Origin of the sequence: Acinetobacter sp. NIPH 2100, assembly GCF_000369805.1 — a bacterium.
Classification (GTDB): domain Bacteria; phylum Pseudomonadota; class Gammaproteobacteria; order Pseudomonadales; family Moraxellaceae; genus Acinetobacter.
In genome coordinates this window covers 1,668,262-1,692,073 of sequence record NZ_KB850224.1, presented here as the reverse complement: position 1 = coordinate 1,692,073, position 23,812 = coordinate 1,668,262, and the positions used below count along the sequence as shown (strand labels likewise).

At 38.7% G+C, this 23,812-nt stretch carries 27 protein-coding genes; 7 read left to right on the top strand and 20 right to left on the bottom strand.

The genetic code is table 11. The features are described 5' to 3' along the window. Positions 1-30 precede the first annotated feature (30 nt). On the top strand, positions 31-1,194 hold the full coding sequence (locus F887_RS10165; RefSeq protein ID WP_005293564.1) for an iron-containing alcohol dehydrogenase: 1,164 nt from the start codon (positions 31-33) through the stop codon (positions 1,192-1,194). Positions 1,195-1,230: 36 nt separating this feature from the next. Further along, positions 1,231-2,727, top strand: a complete 1,497-nt coding sequence (locus F887_RS10170) for a CoA-acylating methylmalonate-semialdehyde dehydrogenase (RefSeq protein WP_005293562.1) — start codon at positions 1,231-1,233, stop codon at positions 2,725-2,727. 43 nt (positions 2,728-2,770) lie between these two features. Here F887_RS10170 and F887_RS10175 read toward each other — a convergent pair whose 3' ends face one another. Then, positions 2,771-3,520 (bottom strand): IclR family transcriptional regulator, encoded by a 750-nt coding sequence (locus F887_RS10175; protein ID WP_005293560.1) that lies wholly within the window; start codon positions 3,518-3,520, stop codon positions 2,771-2,773. 270 nt (positions 3,521-3,790) lie between these two features. Here F887_RS10175 and F887_RS10180 point away from each other — a divergent pair, with 270 nt between their 5' ends. Further along, entirely contained in the window at positions 3,791-5,461 is a 1,671-nt protein-coding gene (locus F887_RS10180; RefSeq protein WP_005293556.1) for an FMN-binding glutamate synthase family protein, read from the top strand. A 53-nt stretch (positions 5,462-5,514) separates the two neighbouring features. On the opposite strand, the gene F887_RS10185 is transcribed toward F887_RS10180, so the two are convergent. The 8 genes from F887_RS10185 to F887_RS10220 form a co-directional block, all read right to left on the bottom strand. Continuing rightward, on the bottom strand, positions 5,515-6,129 hold the full coding sequence (locus tag F887_RS10185) for a hypothetical protein (RefSeq protein ID WP_416201964.1): 615 nt from the start codon (positions 6,127-6,129) through the stop codon (positions 5,515-5,517). 39 nt (positions 6,130-6,168) lie between these two features. Further along, a complete protein-coding gene (locus F887_RS10190; RefSeq protein WP_005293550.1) occupies positions 6,169-6,897 on the bottom strand; it encodes a hypothetical protein in 729 nt (242 codons plus the stop codon). A gap of 51 nt (positions 6,898-6,948) precedes the next feature. Next, entirely contained in the window at positions 6,949-7,476 is a 528-nt protein-coding gene (locus tag F887_RS18635; protein ID WP_005293545.1) for a DUF4124 domain-containing protein, read from the bottom strand. An 82-nt stretch (positions 7,477-7,558) separates the two neighbouring features. Next, positions 7,559-8,587, bottom strand: coding sequence for an alpha/beta hydrolase (locus F887_RS10200; protein WP_005293543.1), 1,029 nt, complete (start codon positions 8,585-8,587; stop codon positions 7,559-7,561). Beyond that, positions 8,587-9,723 (bottom strand): YdcF family protein, encoded by a 1,137-nt coding sequence (locus F887_RS10205; protein ID WP_005293541.1) that lies wholly within the window; start codon positions 9,721-9,723, stop codon positions 8,587-8,589. Before F887_RS10205 ends, F887_RS10200 begins: the two co-directional genes overlap by 1 nt. Before the next feature lie 8 nt (positions 9,724-9,731). Further along, the gene (gene murB, locus F887_RS10210) at positions 9,732-10,766 is read right to left on the bottom strand and encodes a UDP-N-acetylmuramate dehydrogenase (protein ID WP_005293537.1); all 1,035 of its coding nucleotides are present in this window, start codon (positions 10,764-10,766) and stop codon (positions 9,732-9,734) included. A gap of 13 nt (positions 10,767-10,779) precedes the next feature. Further along, entirely contained in the window at positions 10,780-11,289 is a 510-nt protein-coding gene (locus F887_RS10215; RefSeq protein WP_005293534.1) for a low molecular weight protein-tyrosine-phosphatase, read from the bottom strand. Positions 11,290-11,631: 342 nt separating this feature from the next. Continuing rightward, the gene (locus F887_RS10220; RefSeq protein WP_005293531.1) at positions 11,632-12,477 is read right to left on the bottom strand and encodes a DUF4344 domain-containing metallopeptidase; all 846 of its coding nucleotides are present in this window, start codon (positions 12,475-12,477) and stop codon (positions 11,632-11,634) included. A gap of 211 nt (positions 12,478-12,688) precedes the next feature. Between F887_RS10220 and F887_RS10225 the strand changes: the two genes are divergently transcribed. Both F887_RS10225 and F887_RS10230 read left to right on the top strand, forming a co-directional pair. After that, on the top strand, positions 12,689-13,663 hold the full coding sequence (locus F887_RS10225) for a helix-turn-helix transcriptional regulator (RefSeq protein ID WP_005293527.1): 975 nt from the start codon (positions 12,689-12,691) through the stop codon (positions 13,661-13,663). A 269-nt stretch (positions 13,664-13,932) separates the two neighbouring features. Next, entirely contained in the window at positions 13,933-14,565 is a 633-nt protein-coding gene (locus F887_RS10230; protein WP_005293524.1) for a glutathione S-transferase family protein, read from the top strand. 202 nt (positions 14,566-14,767) lie between these two features. On the opposite strand, the gene F887_RS10235 is transcribed toward F887_RS10230, so the two are convergent. From F887_RS10235 to F887_RS10265, 10 genes are all read right to left on the bottom strand, one after another. Continuing rightward, the gene (locus tag F887_RS10235; RefSeq protein WP_005293520.1) at positions 14,768-16,954 is read right to left on the bottom strand and encodes a TonB-dependent siderophore receptor; all 2,187 of its coding nucleotides are present in this window, start codon (positions 16,952-16,954) and stop codon (positions 14,768-14,770) included. A gap of 273 nt (positions 16,955-17,227) precedes the next feature. Further along, positions 17,228-18,085 (bottom strand): class A beta-lactamase, encoded by an 858-nt coding sequence (gene bla, locus F887_RS10240; protein WP_005293516.1) that lies wholly within the window; start codon positions 18,083-18,085, stop codon positions 17,228-17,230. 88 nt (positions 18,086-18,173) lie between these two features. After that, the gene (locus tag F887_RS18880; protein ID WP_005293514.1) at positions 18,174-18,299 is read right to left on the bottom strand and encodes a hypothetical protein; all 126 of its coding nucleotides are present in this window, start codon (positions 18,297-18,299) and stop codon (positions 18,174-18,176) included. Between the two features lie 64 nt (positions 18,300-18,363). Next, on the bottom strand, positions 18,364-18,474 hold the full coding sequence (locus F887_RS18935; protein WP_005293513.1) for a hypothetical protein: 111 nt from the start codon (positions 18,472-18,474) through the stop codon (positions 18,364-18,366). A gap of 235 nt (positions 18,475-18,709) precedes the next feature. Beyond that, a complete protein-coding gene (locus F887_RS10245) occupies positions 18,710-18,910 on the bottom strand; it encodes a hypothetical protein (RefSeq protein ID WP_005293510.1) in 201 nt (66 codons plus the stop codon). Positions 18,911-18,929: 19 nt separating this feature from the next. Further along, the gene (locus F887_RS10250) at positions 18,930-19,133 is read right to left on the bottom strand and encodes a hypothetical protein (protein WP_005293506.1); all 204 of its coding nucleotides are present in this window, start codon (positions 19,131-19,133) and stop codon (positions 18,930-18,932) included. 103 nt (positions 19,134-19,236) lie between these two features. After that, positions 19,237-19,392: a hypothetical protein gene (locus F887_RS0117960; RefSeq protein ID WP_005293504.1), complete on the bottom strand. Its 156-nt coding sequence runs from the start codon at positions 19,390-19,392 to the stop codon at positions 19,237-19,239. 144 nt (positions 19,393-19,536) lie between these two features. Further along, entirely contained in the window at positions 19,537-19,731 is a 195-nt protein-coding gene (locus F887_RS10255) for a hypothetical protein (RefSeq protein WP_005293501.1), read from the bottom strand. Positions 19,732-19,800: 69 nt separating this feature from the next. Next, complete coding sequence (locus F887_RS10260; RefSeq protein ID WP_005293498.1) at positions 19,801-20,262, bottom strand: hypothetical protein; 462 nt, start codon at positions 20,260-20,262, stop codon at positions 19,801-19,803. Between the two features lie 231 nt (positions 20,263-20,493). Then, positions 20,494-20,694 carry a hypothetical protein gene (locus F887_RS10265; protein ID WP_005152464.1) on the bottom strand — a complete coding sequence of 67 codons (201 nt, stop codon included), beginning with the start codon at positions 20,692-20,694 and terminating at the stop codon, positions 20,494-20,496. 655 nt (positions 20,695-21,349) lie between these two features. On the opposite strand from F887_RS10265, the gene F887_RS10270 reads away from it, so the two are divergent. Together F887_RS10270 and F887_RS10275 are read left to right on the top strand one after the other, a co-directional pair. Then, positions 21,350-22,510 (top strand): iron-containing alcohol dehydrogenase, encoded by a 1,161-nt coding sequence (locus F887_RS10270; RefSeq protein WP_005293495.1) that lies wholly within the window; start codon positions 21,350-21,352, stop codon positions 22,508-22,510. Beyond that, complete coding sequence (locus F887_RS10275; protein ID WP_005293492.1) at positions 22,507-22,947, top strand: acyl-CoA thioesterase; 441 nt, start codon at positions 22,507-22,509, stop codon at positions 22,945-22,947. The genes F887_RS10270 and F887_RS10275 overlap by 4 nt, the downstream gene beginning before the upstream one ends. 42 nt (positions 22,948-22,989) lie before the next feature. On the opposite strand, the gene F887_RS18785 is transcribed toward F887_RS10275, so the two are convergent. After that, positions 22,990-23,812: DNA polymerase III subunit gamma/tau C-terminal domain-containing protein (locus tag F887_RS18785; RefSeq protein ID WP_005293489.1), on the bottom strand; the 823-nt coding region annotated here is incomplete at its 5' end.

Sequence of the window (23,812 nt, the reverse complement as noted above, 5' to 3'; positions counted from 1 at the left end):
TTGGATTCTAATAAATACGGAGAATTAAAAATGTCTTTTTCAACGCACCTTCCAAGGATTATGGAAATTGGAAAAAATGCACGAGCGAAGCTTCCCATGATTTTAGAAAGCTTAGGTGCAAAAAAACCACTCATTATTACCGATAAAATGATGGTTTCACTTGGGTATATCACGCAAATTCAAGATCTGCTCAAAGCTGAAAATATAGAAAGTGACTATTTTGATGGAACTATACCTGAGCCGACTTCTAGTTCCATTGAGGCTGGTGTAAATCATATTAAAGCAAAGCACTATGATGCCATTATTGCGGTTGGTGGAGGTAGCCCGATTGATAGTGCTAAAGCAATCAGTATCTTGAGTAAGCATGGCGGGGACATATCAGACTATAAGTTCCCTAGACAAGTCAATGAGCTGGGCCTTCCGATCATCGCCATTCCAACAACTGCTGGAACAGGCTCTGAATGTACCCGTTTTACCATCATTACCAATGACAAAACCAATGAGAAGATGCTGTGTGCTGGACTAGGGTTTCTGCCTATCGCCGCAATTATCGACTACGAACTCACAATGTCACTTCCACCTCGCACAACCGCAGATACAGGCATTGATGCGCTTACGCATGCAATTGAAGCTTATGTCAGTAAAAAAGCCAGTCCATATAGTGATGCGCAAGCACTTGCTGCCATGAAACTTATGGGTCCAAATTTACAGATCGTTTATCACCAGCCCAACAATGAGCTCGCACGTGAAAAAATGATGCTTGGTTCTACCTTGGCGGGTATTGCATTTTCCAATGCCTCAGTTGCATTGGTACATGGTATGAGCCGTCCTATCGGTGCTTTTTTTCATGTTCCGCATGGATTATCCAATGCCATGCTGCTTCCTTTAATCACTGAGTTTTCAATCCAAGCAGCGCCAGAGCGCTATGCAGACTGTGCCAAAGCAATTGGTTGTGCGCATCCTGATGACAATATTGAAATTGCCAATCAAAAGCTCATCAAAACCTTAATTGCCATTAATCAAGATTTGAAAGTTCCCACATTGGCTGAGTTTGGTGTCGACAAACAGTATTTTGACGATGTCGTTCGGACCATGGCCGAGCAAGCACTTGCCTCCGGCTCACCATCAAACAATCCCATCGTACCCACGATTCAGCAAATGATCAGCCTTTATCAGCAACTTTGGTCAGCATAGAAACTTTAACTTTATATAACGAGAGGATAAATCCACATGGAACTCATTGGACATTTTATTAATGGTGCAGTCAATACAACGCATGCACGTACGCAAGCCGTTTACAACCCATCATTAGGCATACAAGCGAAAGAAGTTGCACTCGCCTCTAAAGCAACCGTTGAGGAAGCGATTTCAGCAGCTGAAGCCGCTTTCCCTGAATGGCGGAACACCCCTGTGATTAAACGTGCAAGAGTTATGTTCAAGTTTAAAGAATTACTGGAACAAAATGCCGAAAGGATCTGTCAGCTCATCGGTGAAGAGCATGGCAAAATCGTACACGATGCCGCAGGAGAATTACAACGTGGCATTGAAAATGTTGAGTATGCTTGTAGTGCGCCTGAGTTTCTAAAAGGTGAATTTAGTAAAAATGTCGGACCCGCAATCGATTCATGGAGTGAGTTTCAACCTTTAGGTGTTGTTGCAGGGATTACCCCGTTTAATTTTCCTGTTATGGTTCCACTTTGGATGTTCCCAATGGCAATCGTATGCGGTAATACTTTTGTACTTAAACCATCTGAGCGCGATCCATCTTCCACCTTATTTATTGCGCAACTTCTCAAAGAAGCTGGACTTCCTGATGGCGTACTGAATGTCGTGAATGGCGATAAAGAAGCAGTTGATACCCTACTTCTCGATTCACGAGTTCAAGCCGTCAGTTTTGTCGGTTCAACGCCTATCGCAGAATATATCTATAAAACTGCCACGGCTGCTGGTAAACGTTGTCAGGCGCTTGGTGGTGCAAAAAACCACGCAATCGTCATGCCTGACGCAGATTTAGACAATGTAGTTAGTTCTTTATTAGGTGCTGCATTTGGTTCATCAGGTGAACGCTGTATGGCACTTTCCGTCGCAGTCGCAGTAGGTGATGAAATTGCTGATCAAATGATCGCGAAATTATCGAAAGAAATCGATCTACTCAAATATGGCCCATACTCAAATAAAGACAATGATTTTGGTCCAGTGATTACAGCACAGCATAAAGCAAAAGTGATCAATTATATTGACAGTGCTGAACAACAAGGCGCGAGCGTAATTGTCGATGGTCGAAATGCTGCTCCTGAAGGCTTCGAAAATGGTTTTTATGTCGGTGCAACACTACTTGATCAAGTTACCTCCAATATGACCAGTTATAAAGAAGAAATCTTCGGTCCTGTACTTCAAGTTATCCGCGTTAAAACCATGCAAGAAGCAATGGACCTGATCGACAGTCACGAATATGGAAACGGAACCTGTATCTATACGCGAGATGGAGAAGCTGCACGCTATTTTAGCGATAACATTAAAGTGGGTATGGTAGGAATCAATATCCCGCTTCCAGTCCCTGTGGCCTATCATAGTTTTGGTGGCTGGAAGCGCTCATTATTTGGTGATTTGCATGCCTATGGACCAGATGGTGCCCGCTTCTATACGCGTCGTAAAACCATTACTCAACGCTGGCCGAGTACCAATGTTCGTGAAGGTGCTGAGTTTTCTATGCCTACACTCAACTAGTTCAATAAAGAGAAAACAGAGTAAGCAATTTGCTTGCTCTGATTTAGACATCGATCAGTTTATTTAAATCACTCGCCGCCTGACGTAGAAGTGGTTCAAAGGCAACTAGATCTTCAAGCGATTTGCGTATTGTAGGTGCATGCACATATAAACAGGCCACGATTGTATCTCCTCTTTGAATAGGCACTGAACAGGCGACCATACCGGAGATAAACTCCTCATTATCAGTTCCAAGTTTATCTAAGAAGATTTGATTCAAATTTTCTTCAAGCAAGGCTGGATCGGTAATGGTATTTTTGGTGAGTTGCGTAATGGGTAAATGCTCTAATATATTTTTCCTGCGATTCAACGGCTGAAAACTTAAAAACAGCTTTCCGCTTGAAGTACACCACAGTGGCACTGTCGCACCAACAGGCAAATACACCTGTAAAGGCCAATTCGCTTGGACACGATCGGTATACAACATTTGGTTCTCACTCAGAATCGCAATCCCACAAGTCTCATTAATCTGATCTGATAGTTTTTGTAGGATAGCCAATCGTTCCATCTTTCGAGGTTCCTGCTCCCATGAACTCATCAAGAGCTTATAGGTTCGATCACCAAGAATATAACCACCATACATATCTGTTTTAACAAATTTTTCTTGCTCTAAGGTTTGTAGTAAACGATGGATACTTGGTTTTGGAATGTCTAACGCTACAGAAAGATCTAAGGGAGATGGTGGATGCTTTGCAGTCGAAATAGCTTCGATAATATCTAAAACTCGAGTAATGGATGAACCTTTTTTATTCATTTTTAAGTCCCAATAAATGCATCTAGCCAATCTCTTTGCGAATACAAAAATCTATATTTATGAAAGTTACCAATAGCCACGATAGTAATCGTGTTAGGAACATTGATTCAAGTAAATATTCAACTGTAGGCGCCCAAGCTCATTCTGCAACAAAATCAAATAATGAAGCGTATAAGAGAATAATTCTCAAGTCTAACAATTCGTTACTTGTGGTTCGGGCAGCTTCTTGGCATCGTTTGACCATTGCTTCATGATAGGAATCTCCTGGCTATGGCTAGTCCAGCACAAGCTATCCGACATAAATTACTTAACACTTTCTTTTCAAGACATTCTGTTTGGTTTCTTTGTATTTTTACGGCTTTGACCATTACGTGGTTTAAAATTAGCTATACCCCCCATAGCATTTATTATTTTATTTCCGATACGCTTTTAAACAGCCTCTGGCTCGTCACCAGTTTATTGAGTGTGGTCGGCTTACGCGATTTACTGCAAAAGAAACATGCCATATTAAGAAACTATCCAATTATTGGACATTTCCGCTTTCTGTTTGAAGATGTCCGTCCTGAAATTCGCCAATATTTCATTGAATCAGATCAAGATGCTCTGCCTTTTTCACGTATGCAGCGCAGTTTGGTTTATCAACGTGCAAAAAATGAAAATGCAGATAAACCTTTTGGTTCAATCATTGATGTATATGATCCAAACTATCGTTTCATTGTGCATTCAATTGCACCGTGCCCGCCTGCAAATCCAGAATCGTTTCGCGTCTTGATTGGAAATAGCCAATGTAGCCAGCCTTATAGTGCTTCGATCATGAATATTTCAGCGATGAGCTTTGGTAGTCTGAGTGCAAATGCGATTCGTGCACTGAATAAAGGCGCACATTTGGGAAATTTTTATCATGATACGGGTGAAGGAAGTTTAAGCCCCTACCACTTAGAACATGGCGGAGATATTGTTTGGCAAATTGCCAGTGGCTATTTTGGTTGCCGTACAGCTGAAGGATTATTTGATCCTGAAAAGTTTGCACAGCAAGCAAAAAATCCAAAGATTAAAATGATTGAAGTGAAACTCTCACAAGGTGCCAAACCAGGTCACGGCGGAATTTTACCTAAACATAAGATTACGGAAGAAATTGCAAATATCCGTGGTATCTCACGAGATCATGACTGCGTTTCTCCATCCAAGCATCCAAGTTTTAACACCCCGATTGAAATGATGCATTTCATTCAAAAACTGAGAGAACTTTCTGGCGGTAAACCTGTTGGTTTTAAACTCTGTATTGGTCAACCATGGCAATTCATGGGCATCGTCAAAGCTATGTTAGAAACCAAAATTGTACCTGACTTCGTAGTGGTAGATGGTTCTGAAGGTGGAACAGGCGCAGCACCCATCGAGTTTAGTGACTATATTGGGACACCGTTAAGAGAAGGTTTACGTTTTGTTCACAATACCCTTGTCGGTGCAGGACTGCGTAATCAGGTTAAAATTGGTGCCAGCGGTAAAATGATCAGTGCCTTTGATATTGCCAGCACTTTTGCTTTGGGCGCAGATTGGGTTAATTCTGCACGTGGCTTTATGTTTGCAGTAGGTTGTATCCAAGCGCAAAGCTGCCATACCAACCAATGTCCTGTTGGCGTTGCGACACAAGACAAAGACCGCCAAAAAGCCATTGATGTTCCAAGTAAGGCTGAGCGTGTCTTTAACTTTCATAAAAACACCCTGCACGCCTTATCTGAAATGATTGCAGCTGCGGGTTTAAACCATCCATCTGACATCAAAGCGCACCATTTGGCGCAGCGTATGAATGACCGTGAAATCAAAAACTATGCACAAATTCACTTCTTCTTGAAAGAAAATGAATTACTGCTTGGTGATTTAAAAGATGAGGATAATTTCTATTATCGTATGTGGAAAATGGCGGATGCCACTCGATTCTAATCAAATAAAAAGCCACCCTGAGGTGGCTTTTTATTTGATCCCAAAGTTATAAATTATCGACTGATAAATCGATAAATACCAAAAATAGCAACCATTAAAATTACGAGAAATTTGAGATAAGAAGTCCAATTATATTGCGAACCTTTACCTTGCCAAACCTGCACTTCTACAGACTGCAATTGAATATTTGATGCTTCCATTAATTCCGCATGAATACTGTAATTCATACCATTATTTTGTTCGCTCACTGAAAACGGATCTGAACTAATTATCAATATTACAGGTTCATTTAACTCATAACTGTGTTGATCATTGGTTTGGAAAACCTCAGGGTGGTAACCATTGGAAGATTCACTCTGAACACCACCAATCCACTTTAGCTCTACTTTTCCTGCTTGTATTGCCGCCCCTTTCGCAACAATAACAAAGCGATATGGATTTTGCTTATGATCAGCTTGAAAACTAATACCCACGTTGGGTCTTTGAAAGGTATCTTTAGGCTTCTCAATAACAGCCTTATTCAATTCTTGCAGTTCACTTTGTGTTAAAAGAACAGAATTAACCAAGTTTTGACCATATTCACCTGCTTTAGGTTCATGGATTGTTTTTCCACAGGCACATAGGCTTAAGGTTAAACCTAGCATTAAAATGATTCTGATCCACTGCATTTTTAAATTTGAATAGAACTCCATCATCAGCTTATTCATCTAAAAGATACTCACTGAAATATGTCGGTTTAACATCCAGCGAATAACTGGACCTTGTTCTTCTAGAGGCAAGGATAAAATATATTCGAAAGTTCTTATTACAACTTCACACTGCTTGTTTTTATCTTGAGCTGTTTCTCCAGCATTGAGTAAGTCTGCATCTTGCCCATAATCTTGTCGCAATTTATCTGCAATTTGCATCCATGCTGATGGGGCTTGCATACGATCAACAGCTGAATGTGTTCCTTGATGCGTTAGAATATAATCCAATGCGGCTGCTGTTTGTTGTTGTGTGCTTTGACTAAGTAAGCCTCTTCGCTCATCTATGCTGGTTTTTCCATAAAGAGGGAATGCTATAGGAAAGCAATTACCTTTGCGTTTGGCATCATAAAGTTGTTGCAAATATGCCTTGATCCACAACCTTTGTCCTTCATCATCCGCTTGCTTTTCGACAATATCACGTAACTTCCACCATAACGTACTACTGACAAAGGCAAGCATCTCTTCAGGTTGAACAGATGCATTAGCGGTTTGCTGAATACTTTCATAATCTTTGAAAGCGTGTTGCTTAAGGGGTTGTAATAAAACAATTTGATCTAAAGCTTGTTGACGTTGTTGAACTGGATTGCTCTGCACAGCCTGATCTGATATTACATCGCGGTGCGAACAGCGATTTAATAAGAAGAACGTTGCAAAAATAACCCCAATTACAATAAATGCTGCTTTCATTGAAAATTACCACTTTATTTTAATACTTAAAAATTAATGCGTTCTAAAAGCTTAGCGTCTAACATTTTTGAATGGGCAAGTTGGGCTGGTCTGCGTCAATAATGTATTTGTTGTAGCATTACAGCTCAAATAAACACTACCGTCCTCGGTACAGACTCTCGCAGCATAAAATTGGCTGTTATTTTCAACTAACTGAGCTCGGTGATCAGCATAACGGGCTAATCTCTGCAAAGTCATAATCCTTTGTTTACATTCAGAAAATTCAACCGTAACTCTTTGGAATTCTGAATGCCGAGATTCTGCCTTTGTTTTATTCGTAGCTAAATCCTGCGTATATGCATTTTTTTCATAGTTCATCGCCTGCTGACGTTGTTGTTCTATAGAACGGCAATCACTATTAAAACCGTCCATGGCAGAGCCCGTACAGGTTGTTCTCTGAATAGCTTTGCTTGAACATGGTCGACTTTGATATGCTGTCCCCTGATTCGTCACACATTTATATAACTCTTGTGCCGAAACAGGAAAAGTAAAACATAGCAAGATAAAGACACAAAAACCCCTTAATGTACCTTTTGTCATTGTTTCCCCGAATATCTAATTTATTGATATTTTTTATAATATTAGAAATTCTATCACTTAAATAATAACTAAAAAAGTAAAATCAATAATAATGGTGATTTGGTTTTGCATGTAAGAAAGCAGGAATTAAACCCGTCAGCGCAGCACGAATATCCGCCCGCTCATTAATCAATTGATGTGAACCTTCTTCTAACATCAACAAAGTCTGCAATCTAAACTTACGACGGATATATTCAATGTTATAACGCCAGTCAACGGTTTGATCCAAAGCCCCTTGTGCCAACCATACTGGAATACGACACGCAGGACGCTGTTCCATTTCCAGCATCCATTTAGACATTGCCAGAATCCAGTCCATGCCCATCATCCGCGGCTGCAATGGGTCTTTTAAGCGAACAAAACGTAAAAACTCAGGATTGTGATTATTACGACGGAAATGTCGTGGCACTTGGCTTTTAATCCGACGGATAATGCCGAGTCCAACTGAATTATGCCACCATGCCGTCTTTGCAGGTCGGATCAATGGCGATAATAACAAGACTCGATCTACAATCGGATCTTCTCGACGCTCAGCATATTCAAGTAAATGGTGCATCCAAATCGCACCACCTGTACTTTGCCCAATACCTAACCATGGCTTGGGTAATTGTTTCGCTCCACGAACTGCATCGTAGACGGCATGTAAAACATGCTGATAATGATCAAAATTCTGAATACTGGCTGGTGAACCATTGCTCAAGCCATGCCCTGGCAAATCATAAGTGACGATACTGAAACCTTGATCTAGGATCTCTTTAATAATCGGCTGATAAATTCCACTATGTTCCAAATAGCCATGTAGCAGACAAACCGTGCCTTGTAATTTTTGTTGTTTCGGCTGAAAAACCTGCACATGCAAACGAAACAAAGGCATTTCCACATAGCCTTGCCAATGCTCACAGTCCAGTAAATGTAAGCCATATAGCTTACGGTAGGCTTGCAAAGGTTTGGATAGTTCAGTTGCAGTGGATAAATCCAATGGCTCAAGAACTTGAGGCGTCGTCTCTCGATTGGGTATAGGTAAATCTAGTTGTTTTAAAATTGTCGGATTTAAAAATGGAATATCAGACATTATGGTATCTCTCGACAATCACTTGAGCCAAATAACATATCACGGATCGTTGCCAGCATCTCATAGTTCGCACGACGACTATGATCATAGTTTTGTTCACTTGGGCGCCATTGCGTCAACGTCGTTGGCATCGGTGCAACTACTGGAATCGTTTCAATTCCATTTAAGGCAAACAAACGTCGAGTACGTGGCATATGATACGCATCCGTAATTAAAATCACTGTTGGCGCGCCACCTTTCTTTTGCAGCAATAAAGAACTGAACCGAGAGTTTTCACAGGTGTTCATGCTGCGATTTTCAAGCAATTTGGCATCTACCCCACGCTCTTTCAACCACGCTTGCATGTATGGCGCTTCAACACCACTCAGTACAATCGGTAAAGCATACTTCTGCTCGACTTGTAAGGTTTTTTCCAAGCGCAAACGAGTGTAATTGTTCACAACAATATCTTTACCATTAGCACCTAGAGTCAGGCCACCACCCAACACCACAATTGCATTCGGTTGTGAAATACTTTGTGGTTCTACGACATTATCTTTGTTCTTTTTTAGCTCGATCAAATCTTTATTGGTTTGATCTTTGTCATCTTCACTCACAGGTAAGGCAATCGGATAAGTTTCTAAAAAGGCAATATATTTGCCCATGAGAGCCTGATTACTTGGTGTATTCCATTGTAGGAAATCCAAAGGTGTATTAATCACCACAGCAGAACTCGCCTGATCCTGATCACTTTGCTGTTCACTCAATAAAGGAATATTCGGTTGCTTTTTCTCGTCTTGGTTTTCATTTTCTTGCTCTTCAACAATCAACTGTTGCAGTAATTTATAGCGCGCTTGAATTAACCTTAAATCCTCTGATTTTTCAGATTGAAAGGTTTTTTCCATGAGTTTTAAATAAGCTTGACGAGCAATCCATAAATTAGAACCTGGCTCAAGTGTTTCATGTTCACTCAAGGCCGCTGGTCGCTGGCTTTGCGCAGCCACTTCATTGACGTCTACAGGAACAAAACGATTCAAGCCTTTCACGACAAACTGTGAATAAAAAGGTGAATATAAAAAAAGCACAAAACAGCCCAATAGCACGAATAATATGGTAATTACTCGTACTAAACTGACCATCCAATGTACTTTCGCCATAGATTTCTTCACCCACGATGCGCTTGAATTAAACCTTGTTCACTGTATAACACAGGTTCAGGCTCCAACTGAATACTAAACTTTTGTTTTACATCACTTTGTACAGCCTGATAGGTATTTTGTACATCCGCTAGCGTCGCCTCGGCATAATTTACCAACACCAAAGCCTGTTTTTGAAACATCCCAACCGAGCCAAGCTGCTTACCCTTCCAACCTGCTTGATCAATTAACCAGCCTGCTGCCACTTTAACACTGCTACTTGCCTGCGGATAATTCGGTATGTTTGGAAATTGTTGAGTAATTTTGTCAAATTCAACTTGTGTCAAAATTGGATTCTTAAAAAAGCTTCCGACATTTGGAAATTCTTTAGGGTCAGGCAATTTACTTTGGCGAATCTGTATCACCTGATTTTGTAAATTTTCTGCAGTGAGTTCATCACCTACCGCTTGCTTAAGATCACCATAATTTAATTTAAGCTCAGCTTGTTTCAATAGTTTAAAGGTCACACTCACAATGATGTAACGATTGGGCTGATCTTTGAAAATACTATGCCGATAAGCAAAATGGCAATTTTGGGCAGAGATTGAGTCAAACTGTTTCAGTTCACGATCATAAACTTGTACCGATTCAATAAACTCACCAGCTTCAACGCCATAAGCACCGATATTCTGTACAGGAGAAGCACCGACTAAACCTGGAATCAAAGCAAGATTTTGTAATCCAAACCAATGCTGTTGCGTACTATATAAAACAAAGTCATGCCACACTTGCCCAGCACCCACTTTGACGGTAATGGTATTTTCATCTTCAGAAAGCACTTCAATGCCCTGAATATTTAAATGCATCACCAAGGCGTGTATTTGCTGCGGCAATAAAACATTACTGCCACCCGAAAGAATCAAAACGTTTAAATGTTGTTGTTCGGCAAATGCCAATGCCGCAATGACATCATCTGCATGATTGATCTGCACATAATGTGAAGCAATCGCATTCAAATTTAATGTATTTAAGTTTTTAAGCTGAACCTGCGCTTGTAGCTGCATATTAAATTAAATCCTATTGCCCTGCTTTCATTTGCTTTTTAAAAATTTCGACCCATGCTTGGCTGCTGGATTCACACTGATCGAGTACCCGATCAAATCCATCTGCACCACCATAATAAGGGTCTGGTACAGCTTGTTGACTAAACTGTGGATCATGCTCACTCATCAATGCCAACTTGGCACGAATTTGATGTGTACCAAACTGCTGTACTGCCTGTGACATGAGCGTTTGAATATCATCGAAATTTTCATGATCCATCGCTAAGATCAAATCAAACTCCACAAAGTCTGCTAAAACAATCTGTCTGGCACGTAACGCGGATAAATCATAACCACGCTTTCGCGCATGGGTTTGACTGCGTGTATCTGGTGCTTTGTTGGGATGGTAATTGCTTGTTCCTGCAGAGTCGACCACGACATTTAAGCCATGTGCATCACAATAATGTCTGAGAATTGCCTCAGCAGTTGGAGAGCGGCAAATATTTCCTAAGCAGACACATAACACCTTATATTCTGTTGCCATCAGGAATAAGACTCAACATTTTGTTTTATAAGGAGATTGAAGTATTGCATGCAAAATTCCTGCAAAATAAAGGCCATACTATTAAATGTCATTATGCATGAATTGACCATTCTGACATCAGCTATTTTGTCAAAAAATGCTTTGATTTGAAAGGAAATAGTGTTTATCTCTTTTGAATATTCTGTATGAATATGTACTTTTTTGGAATTAACAATGTGAACAACCGATCAACCCGTCGAGATAAGCCGTACTTAGCGACGAAGCTAATAAAAACTAAATTAAAGTAAAAGTGGAATAGCCCAAAAGCCATTCCACCAGAGACATTCATTTTTATCTATTTAATTATTTTTTAAAATAAGGTGCAAGTAAGAAATCCCAAGCCTCAACGATTTGATTGTACTCATGCTCACATTCTTCTGAACGTTCTTTATTGAGTAAGTCATCACTTATCAGGTACTGAAAGTTCTTCGTATCAGATCCATATACATAGCATAGGAAATTTACTGCGCGCTGAGCATCTAATGAATGAGAATCATAAAAAGGCAAATCATCTAAAGTTTTTGCTCGCTTAGCAGCAAGACTATAGGTGTCAGAAACAGTAAGAAGATAATCTTTATCTTCATCATTGTAAGTTAAAATATAAGCCGCTAATTGGTCAGCGACATCTTCTTCTCTACCTGTGATTTTTAAATCAAGTACATCGATCAATGCATGTCCAGCTTCATGGAATAAAGTCCCGACAGCACTTTGATAGAGTTCAGTATCTAATATATCCCCAGAATCTCCTGCTTCTGTAAACATTTTTCTTTCTTCTGCACCTAATTCATAACACAATTCAATGGTTTGTGTTTCACTATCATAAAATGCATTTGCTTCCTTACATTCTTTTGCGACAACTTTAATATCTACAGGAATATTCACAAAACTATTCATCTCTGCAGTGTAGTCTTCCAATAGCTTTCTACTTCGCCAAAGATTTTCTTCGACTCGATTTTCATTCGTTCGAGCGACTTCATAAATAGGTATAAATTTACCATTCAAAGGTGCAGTTTCGACTTTCTGCTCTGATTTAACATTTTTAGATTTGGAATCTGAGCTGTCATTACACCCAGCCAAACCCAGTATGGCAAACATTGAAAGAGAAAGAATCGTTATTTTCTTAAGATCGTTACGATGCATAATGTTCATTAAAAATGTAACCTTTACATGGAATATTTAATATTCATAAGATGGTGTGAATGGATACATTTTTAATGTTTCCACAATCTCTTAGGTCAAATTATTTATTGATTCATCGAGTGAAACAATCTGCAAATGCAGACGCTCTTGCAGACTTTCTCTTAATTCAAGTATGCTCTTACCCAACAAATAAGTAGAGGCTGGAAAGCACTTGGAAGAAATGCAAAGTACTACTTCGATTGCAATCTTGGGCCATTACTTATTGAAATTAGGCAAGATTTCTAAAGATCAGCTTGCCTCTGAATTTATTCGAGAAGCATTAGAAGAATTAAAAAATGTCATATCGTTTGATGCTGCCTGGTGGGGTCTAATCACTCATAATAAAGATCAGAAAATGGTGGGTATTCATCACGTCGAGACGATCAATCTTCCAACGTGTTTCCCAACTGAGTGGAAATCTTTGGCTATTGATGACGAATTCGCTCAAGAAGTAGATAACCTATCCGATACCGCACACCATTTTAGCTACCCAACCAATTTTGAATATGAGTTTGAAACAAAGGAGCTCAATCAATTCAGCCGAAAGTATCAACTGCTCCATGGAATGTCCATGTGTATCAAAGACACCTTTACTGGGCACATTTTTTTTATAACGTTATATCGCCATAGTGGAAGTTCATTTACAGACTTGAATATGGCTTTTTTCGAGCAAATAGTTCGTCATATCAATCAAGCTTGGCGTTATAACTTACAAGAGGCTTTAGAGCTTTCGCCCAATCACAATATGTCCCATGCAGGTCTTGTAAGAGAGGATGGTTATATATTGAGTATTGGTGCAAGTCTCTGTGAGATCATTTATGCTAAATGGCCAAAATGGGAAGGTGTTTATATCCCGAATGAGCTATTGTTTCACTTTGATAAAACACCTACGACTATTCGGCTAGGCAAACTCAACGTCAATGTCTTAAAAAAAGCAGGCAATATATGTATTGAGATCATCAATAAGAAAAAAAATTTAACCTTATCTCCACGTGAATATCGCGTTGCGTATCTATTTTCACAAGGCCATTCATATAAAAAAGTTGCTGAGCAACTCGGGTTAAGCCCTTCTACTGTTCGAACCTACCTGCAAAGAGCATACTTGCAATTAGATGTTAGTAATAAAGTAGAATTGAGCAAAGTGCTTAATACTTAAATATAAAAAAACCGCTTAAAGAAGTGATTTGACAAACACGGGCTCAGCTATCTCTATCGATGAGCGAAAAATTGATTTTTATTTGAACTATAGGATGTTCTGTATTTGAGTTCTAATTTTGCTGCAAAGCCTGAGTAACATCTTCATTACTTTTCTTAACCAACTTTGTTCCGTATAGCAAATTGATCAGTAGCTGCTATAAATTTAAATGTATATTGAGTTGTAGAACATGGGGAAATTCCCCATAAAATTTTTAAACAGGAATTATCATGATTACATTGCATCACTTAGACCAGTCACGTTCTTTCCGAATTTTGTGGTTACTCGAAGAAATCAAACAACCGTACCAATTACAACGCTATTACCGTGACTTAACTACCCATTTAGCACCAGCGTCACTAAAAAACATTCATCCTTTAGGAAAGTCTCCTGTGATTGAATGGCAAGGTAAAGTCCTTGCGGAATCAGGTGCTATAGTAGAATTATTAATTCAAAGATTTGCACCACATCTAGCACCAGACATCAACGATGCAACTTATGCAGATTACTTACAATGGATTCACTTCGCTGAAAGCTCTGCGATGGTGCCATTTTTATTGAAAACTTTTAATCAGATAGAAACTAAGTATGGTACGAAATTAGTATTTCTAGAAAACTATACTCAAGTTGAGTTTGATAAAGTTTTTGGTTTTTTAAATGATTATTTAAAAAATAAAAAATTTTTGGTGGCCGATCGTTTAACTGGGGCAGACTTTATGATGGGATTTGGACTTCACGGTTTAATTCATCATATGAAACAAGGTGAAAATTATCCACATATTAAAAGCTATGTAGAACGTTTGAGCTTACTACCAAGTTGGAAAGCAGCAGTAAAAATTGAACAAGATGGAGTGCTGGTCTAAAAAACGTCTCATAGTGTTTTCACACAAATTCTGGTGAAACCACGGAGAAGAATGATTCGTTCAGGGTATGAGAAAGCCGAAGGATGCTGAAATTCCTAAGATCTAAAAAGTACCTATCCGAAATTTAGGATTGTCTCTAACCATACTCATCAAAAAATAAAGCCCTCATCAGAGGGCTTTAAAAGTTCAATCACAATAGTGTTTAGAAGTTATAACGTACACTCACGGTTGCATTACGAGGTGCAGCCCAGTTCATTGAGTTTGCACCGATACCGTCATAGTACTTCTCATCAAATATATTATCGACGTTCAATTGAAGTTTAATATTCTTATCGACCTGATAGCCCAACATTGCACTCGCGAGCACATAAGCGTCCTGATCAATACGAGTACTACCAGTGCCAGTATAGTATTTACTCTTATAGTTTAAACCTACGCCTGCACTCCATTGATCTAACTTATATTTCACAAATAAGTTAGAAGTCGTTCTAGAGTTTGTCGTATTAACTTTTACCCCTTTCGCATCTTTTGCTTCAAAGTTAGCAATTCCGAAATTGATCCCCCAGTTTTCGTTGATTTCACCATCAGCTTCAAACTCAAAGCCCTTACTTTCAACACCATCTACACCACGATAAGCTTGCTCGGTTGTACGTACGCCATTACGAGTAACATATTCACCTGGTATTGCTTCTGCGAAGTTAGTTTGCTCAATTTGGAATATTGATAATGCCGTATTTAAGCGTCCACCAAACCATTCACTTTTAATCCCCGTTTCGTAGTTCTTCCCATAGCTTGGATCTAAATACTGATCATTTACATCTTTACGACTTTGAGGTTTAAAAATTTCTGTATAACTCACGTATACAGAGTGATCACGTGCAAAATCGTAGATTGCGCCAATATACGGCGTAAATTCATTATTAAACTCGCGATCCCCGACACCATTCTCTGATTTATATTCCCAGTTGGATAAACGAGCGCCAGCAATGATTTTTAATGGATCTAGTATTTGAAATTTACCTGCTACATAAGCCGCTGTTTGCGTCGTTTCATTCAATGCATTTTTGCCATCTAAGACAACAGGTCGAAGAAGTTCCTGTGCCATATCGTTGTAATTCAGCGGCCCGCCTAAATATTTTTCAACTTCACTTTTCGCATTCGATCCGCCAAAAATGTCCTTAGTCTTTTCATTTTTGTTCCAAGAACCACCAATGATGATCTCTTGTGGACGATTAAAGACTTTGAATGGTGCATTGATGAAAACATCAATATTATTCTCTTCATTGGTCGCTTCTGCACCATACACTGAGACGTTATCTTTACCATCGCCATTTGCATTTTTTAATGGGCTGGTATTGGTCGCTTTATCTACTCGCCCACCCGTATATAGCAACAAATTATCGGTATCTTCTTTGCGGAAGGTATAGGCGATATTGAAATTAACGTCATTGAATAAATTTTGCTTTAAATTAGCAAATACAGCCGATGTATTAACATTCCAATAAGTCCAAGGTGCCGTTACAGTAAGACTTCTGGAAAAATTGGTACGTGTTCCATCGGTATAAAATGCTGGTGTTCCACCCCAACGGATACCATCACGATTTAACTCTTGATAGGTTGCGCCCAATGACATGCTTGTTTTGTCACTGAGATCATAATCAACAGCTCCGTAAAATACATTTCGTTCTTTCTCATAAAAATCCATAAAAGATTTTTCATCAGAATGTTTTACAAATACACGTCCACGTAATGAACCATCTGCGTTAAGCGGAGCAGAAACATCAGCGGAGCTACTCCATTCATTCCAAGAACCCAAAGACGTACTGAGGTTACCCGTAAGTTCTTTGGCATTTGCATGCTTGCGGACCATGTTTAATGCCATTGCAGGATTACCAGCTCCTGTCATTAAGCCACTAGATCCTTTAACGACTTCAACACGGTCGTAAATATCTAAATCAAGATCTCCCGTTCCCAGATTCGTCGTACTAGGCATACCGTCTATTAAGTAATAGTCGACCTGAAAACCACGTGCGAATACAGATTGGCGTTCATCAGTACGTGATGTTGAAACCCCTGTAATGTTATTTGTTAAATCTTGAAAAGAATCAATATTGCGATCATCCAGATATTCTCGGGTAAAAACCTTGACCGATTGTGGAGTATCACGCAGCGATAAATTTAATTTTGTTGATGTACTTGTACTTTTTGCCGTATAGCTTTCTGAACCCTCTGTTACAGCTGGATTTTTCTGTTCTGCTTGTACTTTTATCGTCGCTAATGTTGCTGTTTCAGTTGCCTGTTCTGCATGAACAATAGCAGGAACTGCTAAAGCGATAGAAAGGGCTAAAGGATGAACTTTGAAGGCTTTTCTAGAGGGAGAGTTGTACATAAGAAAATTCCATAATAACCAATGTGCTGTAGGAGATTGTTCTGCTGCTTTAATTCCTTGTTACACGGCAGCAAAATTTCGGAACAAAAGTTAACATGAATGATAAGCGTTATCAATCAGCAATTAAGAATGATTATTATTTATTTAGATTAGATAATGAATAAGAAAACTGGAATCGGAAGATTCAAAGCACTTACGTCCTTTATGTTTGGATGCTTGAAATAAATAGCCCTCTCATGAGGGCTATCTCACTGATCGAATCAACATTCTTGTTTATTTAATCAAATGCTCTTTTACAATATGATCACTTAAAAGTTTAATCACTTCTGAGCGCTCATCTAAAGAAGTCTCACTCTTTCTCACATAAATGCTGATAAATACAGGTGCATGAGTTTCCGACCATACCATTGAGGTTAAACCTCTAATGCCATAATCACTGGCACCAGTACGATCTGCGATTTTCCATCCTTGAGGTAAAGCGGCTCTTAACATATTGTCTGCAACTTTATTTCCTATCATCCATTCTTTTAATTGCTCTTTTGAGCTTTTAGATAGCACATTACCCGCCAATAACTTTTTCATACTGGCGTTCATCGCATTAGGAGTGGTTGTATCTCGGATATCATCTTCGGGATTAATGACCAAATCTGGTTCATATCTATCTGATCTTGTTACTTTATCACCAATTGAACGCATGAATGAGGTAAGACCTGCTGGGCCTCCTCCCGCCTCTATAGCAAAGTTTGCTGCCGTATTATCACTATATGCCGTAGTAATTTCACAAGCTTGTTTGATCGTCAGTTTTTTATTGACATAATCTTTGACCACTGGTGAATAAGTAACGAGGTCTTTTTGTTGAATCGTTTTTGCATGATCTAAACTCAGTTTTTTAGCATCAACCTTCGCCAATACATTCGCACAAGCAAGCGCTTTTACAGTGCTGTCTAGTGGAAAACGTTTATCTCCATTGAAAGAAATCAACTTATCATTCATATCCAAGATAGATACACCAATCTGCCATCCCTTTTCGGATAGTGTTTTGATCTGCTCTTCAAGGGTCGCAGCCATAGTTGCTGACACTGAAGAACCAAACAAAACAACTGTCATGGCAGATTTCAATAACGATTTCATATTGCATCCATATATTAAAAATTTAAAAAACAATTATGTGCGGGCAAGTATACCTCTAGAAATTAAATTATTAAGTAAATCAAATGTTTTAATCATTATCCAATGCGTTAAATGCATTTAAGAATAGAGCTTGTTTATTTAAGTCATCAACTTGGACCTGCATAAGTTTACCACTCGCGAGAACACACAACATCAAAACAGGTTTTCTATCCATTTTTCATTGCTCTAAACGTAAAAAAACCACCCATAGGTGGTAATCAACGAACTGAGAATAAGGCTTATGGATTGATAAAGTAAAAATACAAAATAAGCGTGGCTAGCAGAATGCTGGCTGCAGTTAAATAAGATCCGACTGTATTAAAACTTTTAATAAATTTAACAACTTCCATATTTTCAACCTCTTGGAATTTATATGAATTGTCATTTACTTTTCAAAATATGTGAAACAATTCACGATAAAAGCATTATTTTGCCCGATAAATACCAATTTTAGCCTTTTTGTGAATCTATTCGAGGAGTAAGTCACTCAATAAGAAAACACAATCATTAAAATATATGGACCAATTGGTAAATTATAGTGCTTGGCAGAAAAGACGGCGCTGCAAATAAGTTGTGAAATCATTTTTACTCATCTAGTTCAATAGGATCACCGTCTTCAGGACGAATATGTTTTGTTCCATCCTCTGCTGGATCAACACTAGATCCATCTTTAGTGATGCTGTTATATAGCTCGTCCTCTTTCTTACTATCAATGAATTCTTCATCATCTAAGTCTAGAGGTTCGTTATCGTCATCAAAATTTAAAGGTTTATTTTCATCAATCATGATCTATGTCCTATCTTTATTATTGAAGTGAAGCTATGAGCGCATTAATGAGTTTAACGGCTTCTTCTTCACCACTTATATTCACCACATATGGGCCATGCCCACTAGCAGCTGTCACTGTATCAATGGTTATTTTGACTTTGCCATCTACTGTTGTAAAAGTTGAAAGAGCCACTATATGATCGGTATTTATATAATTTTCAGCATCAATCTTAATGAGCATAAAAATCTCCCTAAAGTGTTTTGAAGGAGGTGGAAGCTATTCAATATTATCGATGATATGTTCCCTTCCCACGAAGCGCTTAAGTTGTAGAAGATATAAGACGTCATGAAATATCTTCACCTGTTTCTTCATAAAGCCATTTTATTCTTTGTAAAATTTCTGCATGTCCATTTTCTAGTACATTAACTACTGGATCTATAATTGATTTAACACGAATTTTTTCGCCCGTATGTATGTCTTTTAAAGTAATGGTTCTCATTATTATCTCCTATCCTGGAGACTATCTTTTTAACATCTGCATATGTAACTTTGAGTAATCTGAATAAGACTTAATGTTTTTAACTGCACAGTTCTGTAATTTCTATTTCGAGAAGTAACAAGCTTCATCAATAAAAGCTTAAATTTATATTCTATTCATCTGTCTTTGTCGACGTACTAATCCAAGGATTGCTTTACGTACTTGTATCTCTTCTTCAGAAAAAGGCAGAAGCTGTGTCAGTTCTTCAATTGATAAAAGGCTATTCTCAATCAAGAGACAGTCTTGTTCAGTTGTCCAGATTGAGGCGATAAATTCAGGTTTGAGTTGGGTTCTTTTCATTGACCTATTCTAATCTATTTTGACCAATTAAAAAGCCCATCTTTCGATGAGCTTTGGCCGTCAGCTTTCTTATTCTCCAATAGGGATTGAAAATCTAAGTTGATTACTTCTCTGCCCTGATGGCATCGGGCTTTGCTTCACAATTTTTTGCTGGTAGTCCTTTTCTGAAATTAAGCCTCTATTTTTCGCCTTCAGCATTGAGTTGAACTGTTGCTCATGACCTTGAGCATTCAAAGCGTCAAAATGCCGATGCTCTAGAAAATATTGAGACTTATCATGTGGACTCATATTGGAGGTATTCGATTGAATTTGCTGTTGTTGCTCTAAATCATAATTGCGTTGATTTATGCGATCTTGCTCTTGTTGTTTTAATGATTCAAAAAAATCAACCTGTTCACTACTTTCAATCTCGTAGTGCGGCGCATCATTATCTAGAATTAAAAGTGATTTATCTTTTTTGAAGATATCATCTGCGCTATACACCGAACCAGAAACCACCGCACTTATAAGAAGAATTAATATTTTTTTCACCAAAAATACTCAACACAAAATAAATAAAGACAAGTGTATATTTTAATATTTTCACACAAATATTTCAAATTAAATATTAAAAACAAAAACTTATAATTACACCACTGAATCATAACTCCTACTTGTGACGCTTAATGATGTACCTAGCCCTAGGTTTATTTACTTCACAAGTAAAGTAAATAAACATTCAAAAGAAAACCTCCCGAAGGAGGTCATCAATTCTTCACCTTGTTACAGGTCAGTTCCTATAAACACGCTCGAAATAAAGAATTCTGCGTCTTCATCATCAGTTGAATCAAACTCTACCTCAAGGTGAATGACTTCTGCACCCGTCTTTTCTTTGAACTCTGCAAATTTCTTCTCAAGGAAATCTGAAATCTCATTTTCTAATGTTGCTCGTTCTTGGCGATATTGTTCTATTGCTTCTTTCATGATGAGTTCCTATTAAATTGAATAACCATCAAAGCAAACTATTATGAAAATAACAAGACAACACAAACAAGCCTACCTTTCGATGAGCTTTGAATCCTCTTCTTTGTTCTTGATTTCAACTCTATAAATGCCTGGTTTAACCCTATAACAGCATCATAAACTGCATCGATGAATTGATTGACTTAGCCCCTATTTAAAGGATGATCCTGATAAACAACTCTTCAATGATCGATCATCTTATGAGCCACTTTTTTTTATCTATAAAAGATTAAGGCTTCTGCAAATATTGTGACCTTCAGGAAGCGCATAAATCTAGGATAAAATCATCTGCAACGATACAGATGTTGGTATTACACTCGCATTTGCAGAAGTGACGTAAAAAGTGGTGATAAAACTACAGCTTAGGTTATTGTTTTCGTTGAGTTCTAAACCTGCTGTTTGTGCAATAAATTCCGTTAATGACACTATAAGATTTAATAATTTCAAAAAAATAAATAGGTGGAAAAACTGAACAACTTATAGGATGCTTTGAATAGCTTAATCACCTTAAAGTTACACGTTTAAGAGCGTCTTATGTTAATTTATTGAAGCAGTGATACCTACAGTCACTTGATATAAAAATGTTGTATTTATTATGAAAAATAAGGATGTATGTATGAACCCGTTTCAATTTCAAACTGTTCCAAACATCATTTCGGGACTAGGTTCGATACAAGAACTTAAAAGTGTTTTAACACAACAAAATTATCATAAGGCACTGATCGTAACAGATGCAGGCATGATCCAGCATCAACTACACCAGCCAATCTTAAAGATTTTAGAGCAGATCAATCTCAATAGTATTATTTACTCGGATATTCAAGTCGATCCTCCTGAACACATTGTGCTGGAAGCAGTTGATTTTGCGAAGCAAGAAAATATCGATGTGATTATTGGTTTTGGTGGTGGCAGTTCCATGGATGTTGCCAAGATCATCGCGCTGCTTGCTCACCCTAAACAACAGCAAAGCCTGAGTGAAATCTACGGCGTGAATCAAGCTCAAGCACCACGCTTACCGTTGATTCTCATCCCAACAACCGCTGGAACGGGTTCAGAAGTTACCCCAATTTCGATTGTAACCACAGGTGCAACCACTAAAATGGGTGTAGTTTCTCCTTTTTTATATGCGGATGTGGCAATTTTAGATGCAACTTTTACCCAAGGCTTGCCTGCACATATCACGGCAGCAACAGGCATTGATGCGATGGTTCATGCAATTGAAGCTTATACCTCAAATATCAAAAAGAACTTTTATGCGGATATGCTGGCTAAAAATGCCTTGATCCTACTCAATCATAATCTGGCTAAAGTACTCAAAAACGGTGCTGATTTAGAAGCACGTCAAAATATGTTGGTTGGGTCGATGCTTGCAGGTCAAGCTTTTGCCAATGCACCAGTTGGCGCAGTACATGCCCTCGCTTATCCGCTAGGTGGACATTTTCATCTTTCACACGGACATACCAACGCTTTGGTGTTGGTTGAAGTGTTAAAGTTTAATGCGCCCAAAGCCAAGCAACATTATGCTGAGTTAATGCAACTGTTGGATCCACGTAGCACAGGTTGTACCGATGGTTTATGTGACCTATTTATTGACCATATGCAAAACCATTTGGATCAAAGTGGTTTAACCTTAAAATTAAAGGATTTGGATATTCCAGAAGCAAAACTTCCACAACTGGCAAAGGATGCCATGCTGCAAACCCGACTGTTGCAAAACAACCCAAGAGAAATGACTGAGCAAGATGCTTTACAGATTTATCAGGCGATTTATGCATGACCAAACCAACCTTAAAAAGACGTGAACAATTCAAGTTCCTTTTTCCCATCCAAACACGTTGGGCAGACAATGATATCTATGGCCATGTCAACAACGTGACCTACTATAGCTATTTTGATACTGCTGCCAATTCCTTACTGATTCAGAAAACAGGATTTGATATTCACAACAGTGAAATTATTGGTTTAGTGGTGGATTCAGCTTGTAGTTTCTTACAGGAATTGTCCTTTCCAGAAGTGGTCGAGGTGGGTGTTGCTATTGGTAAAATTGGCAATTCATCACTCAGGTACGAGTTGGCTATTTTTAAACAAGATCAGCACGAAGCAGCCGCTCAAGGACATTTCGTGCATGTATTTGTTGATCGAAAAAATCGAAAAAGTACCGTCATCCCACCAGCAATGCGGGATGTATTGAGTCAGTATTTACTGATCAGTTAAAAAAGAAAGGCAAAGATAAAAACTTTGCCTTTCTTTTACCAATCAAGGTTTTAATTGAACCTGATGGAGTTCCGCATCAAAGGTTTCAACCAGACTCTTGATCGTCGGTTCCTGATGTAGCAATTCGACTGCACGATTAAAGGCTTTTTGCTTACGTGCATTTTGCATGATCAATGGTGTACTTGAACTTACTTCACCATATTGCACATCAAATTGCGTATTCGACCATTGTGATTTTAAGGCCTCTTCTAAGCCATGCTGTAATTGTGACAGCATGCCTTCATATTCTTGTGGAATATGGAATACAGAAGCACCATTAATTTGCCCTTGCATAATACCGTGCTGTGCTAACTCTTGCACAGCTGGCGAAAGCTGACTGGTTCTAAACCAGTATTCCCATTTTTCTAGATTCCACTCACCTTCTAATGTCTGCTCAGGCAACTTTAGAATGTCTTGAGGCATCAAGCTGCTTGACTCTTCTTGAGTAGAAGAAACCGTAATAGCTGGTGATTCGACAGCTGTTTCTACAAGCTGCCCATCAAGGACTGGAACAAGTTGTTCAGGTGTCGCTGCTGGTTGAAGTGCAGGATGCAGATCATCTACTTGGACTAGTGTTTCAAGATTCTGTTCAACAGGGAAAATTAAAACCTCATCCGAATCTGTAATGCTCGATTGAACTGTTTCGGCTGATGCTGACACGTCAAATCCAATCAACTGCCCATCTTCTGCATCGAACACCATCAAGCAGCTATCTGGATTTTGCGCAACAGGTTCAGGTTCAGGTTCAGGTTCAGGTTCAGGTTCAGGTTCAGGTTCAGGTTCAGGTTCAGGTTCAGGTTCAGGTTCAGGTTCAGGTTCAGGTTCA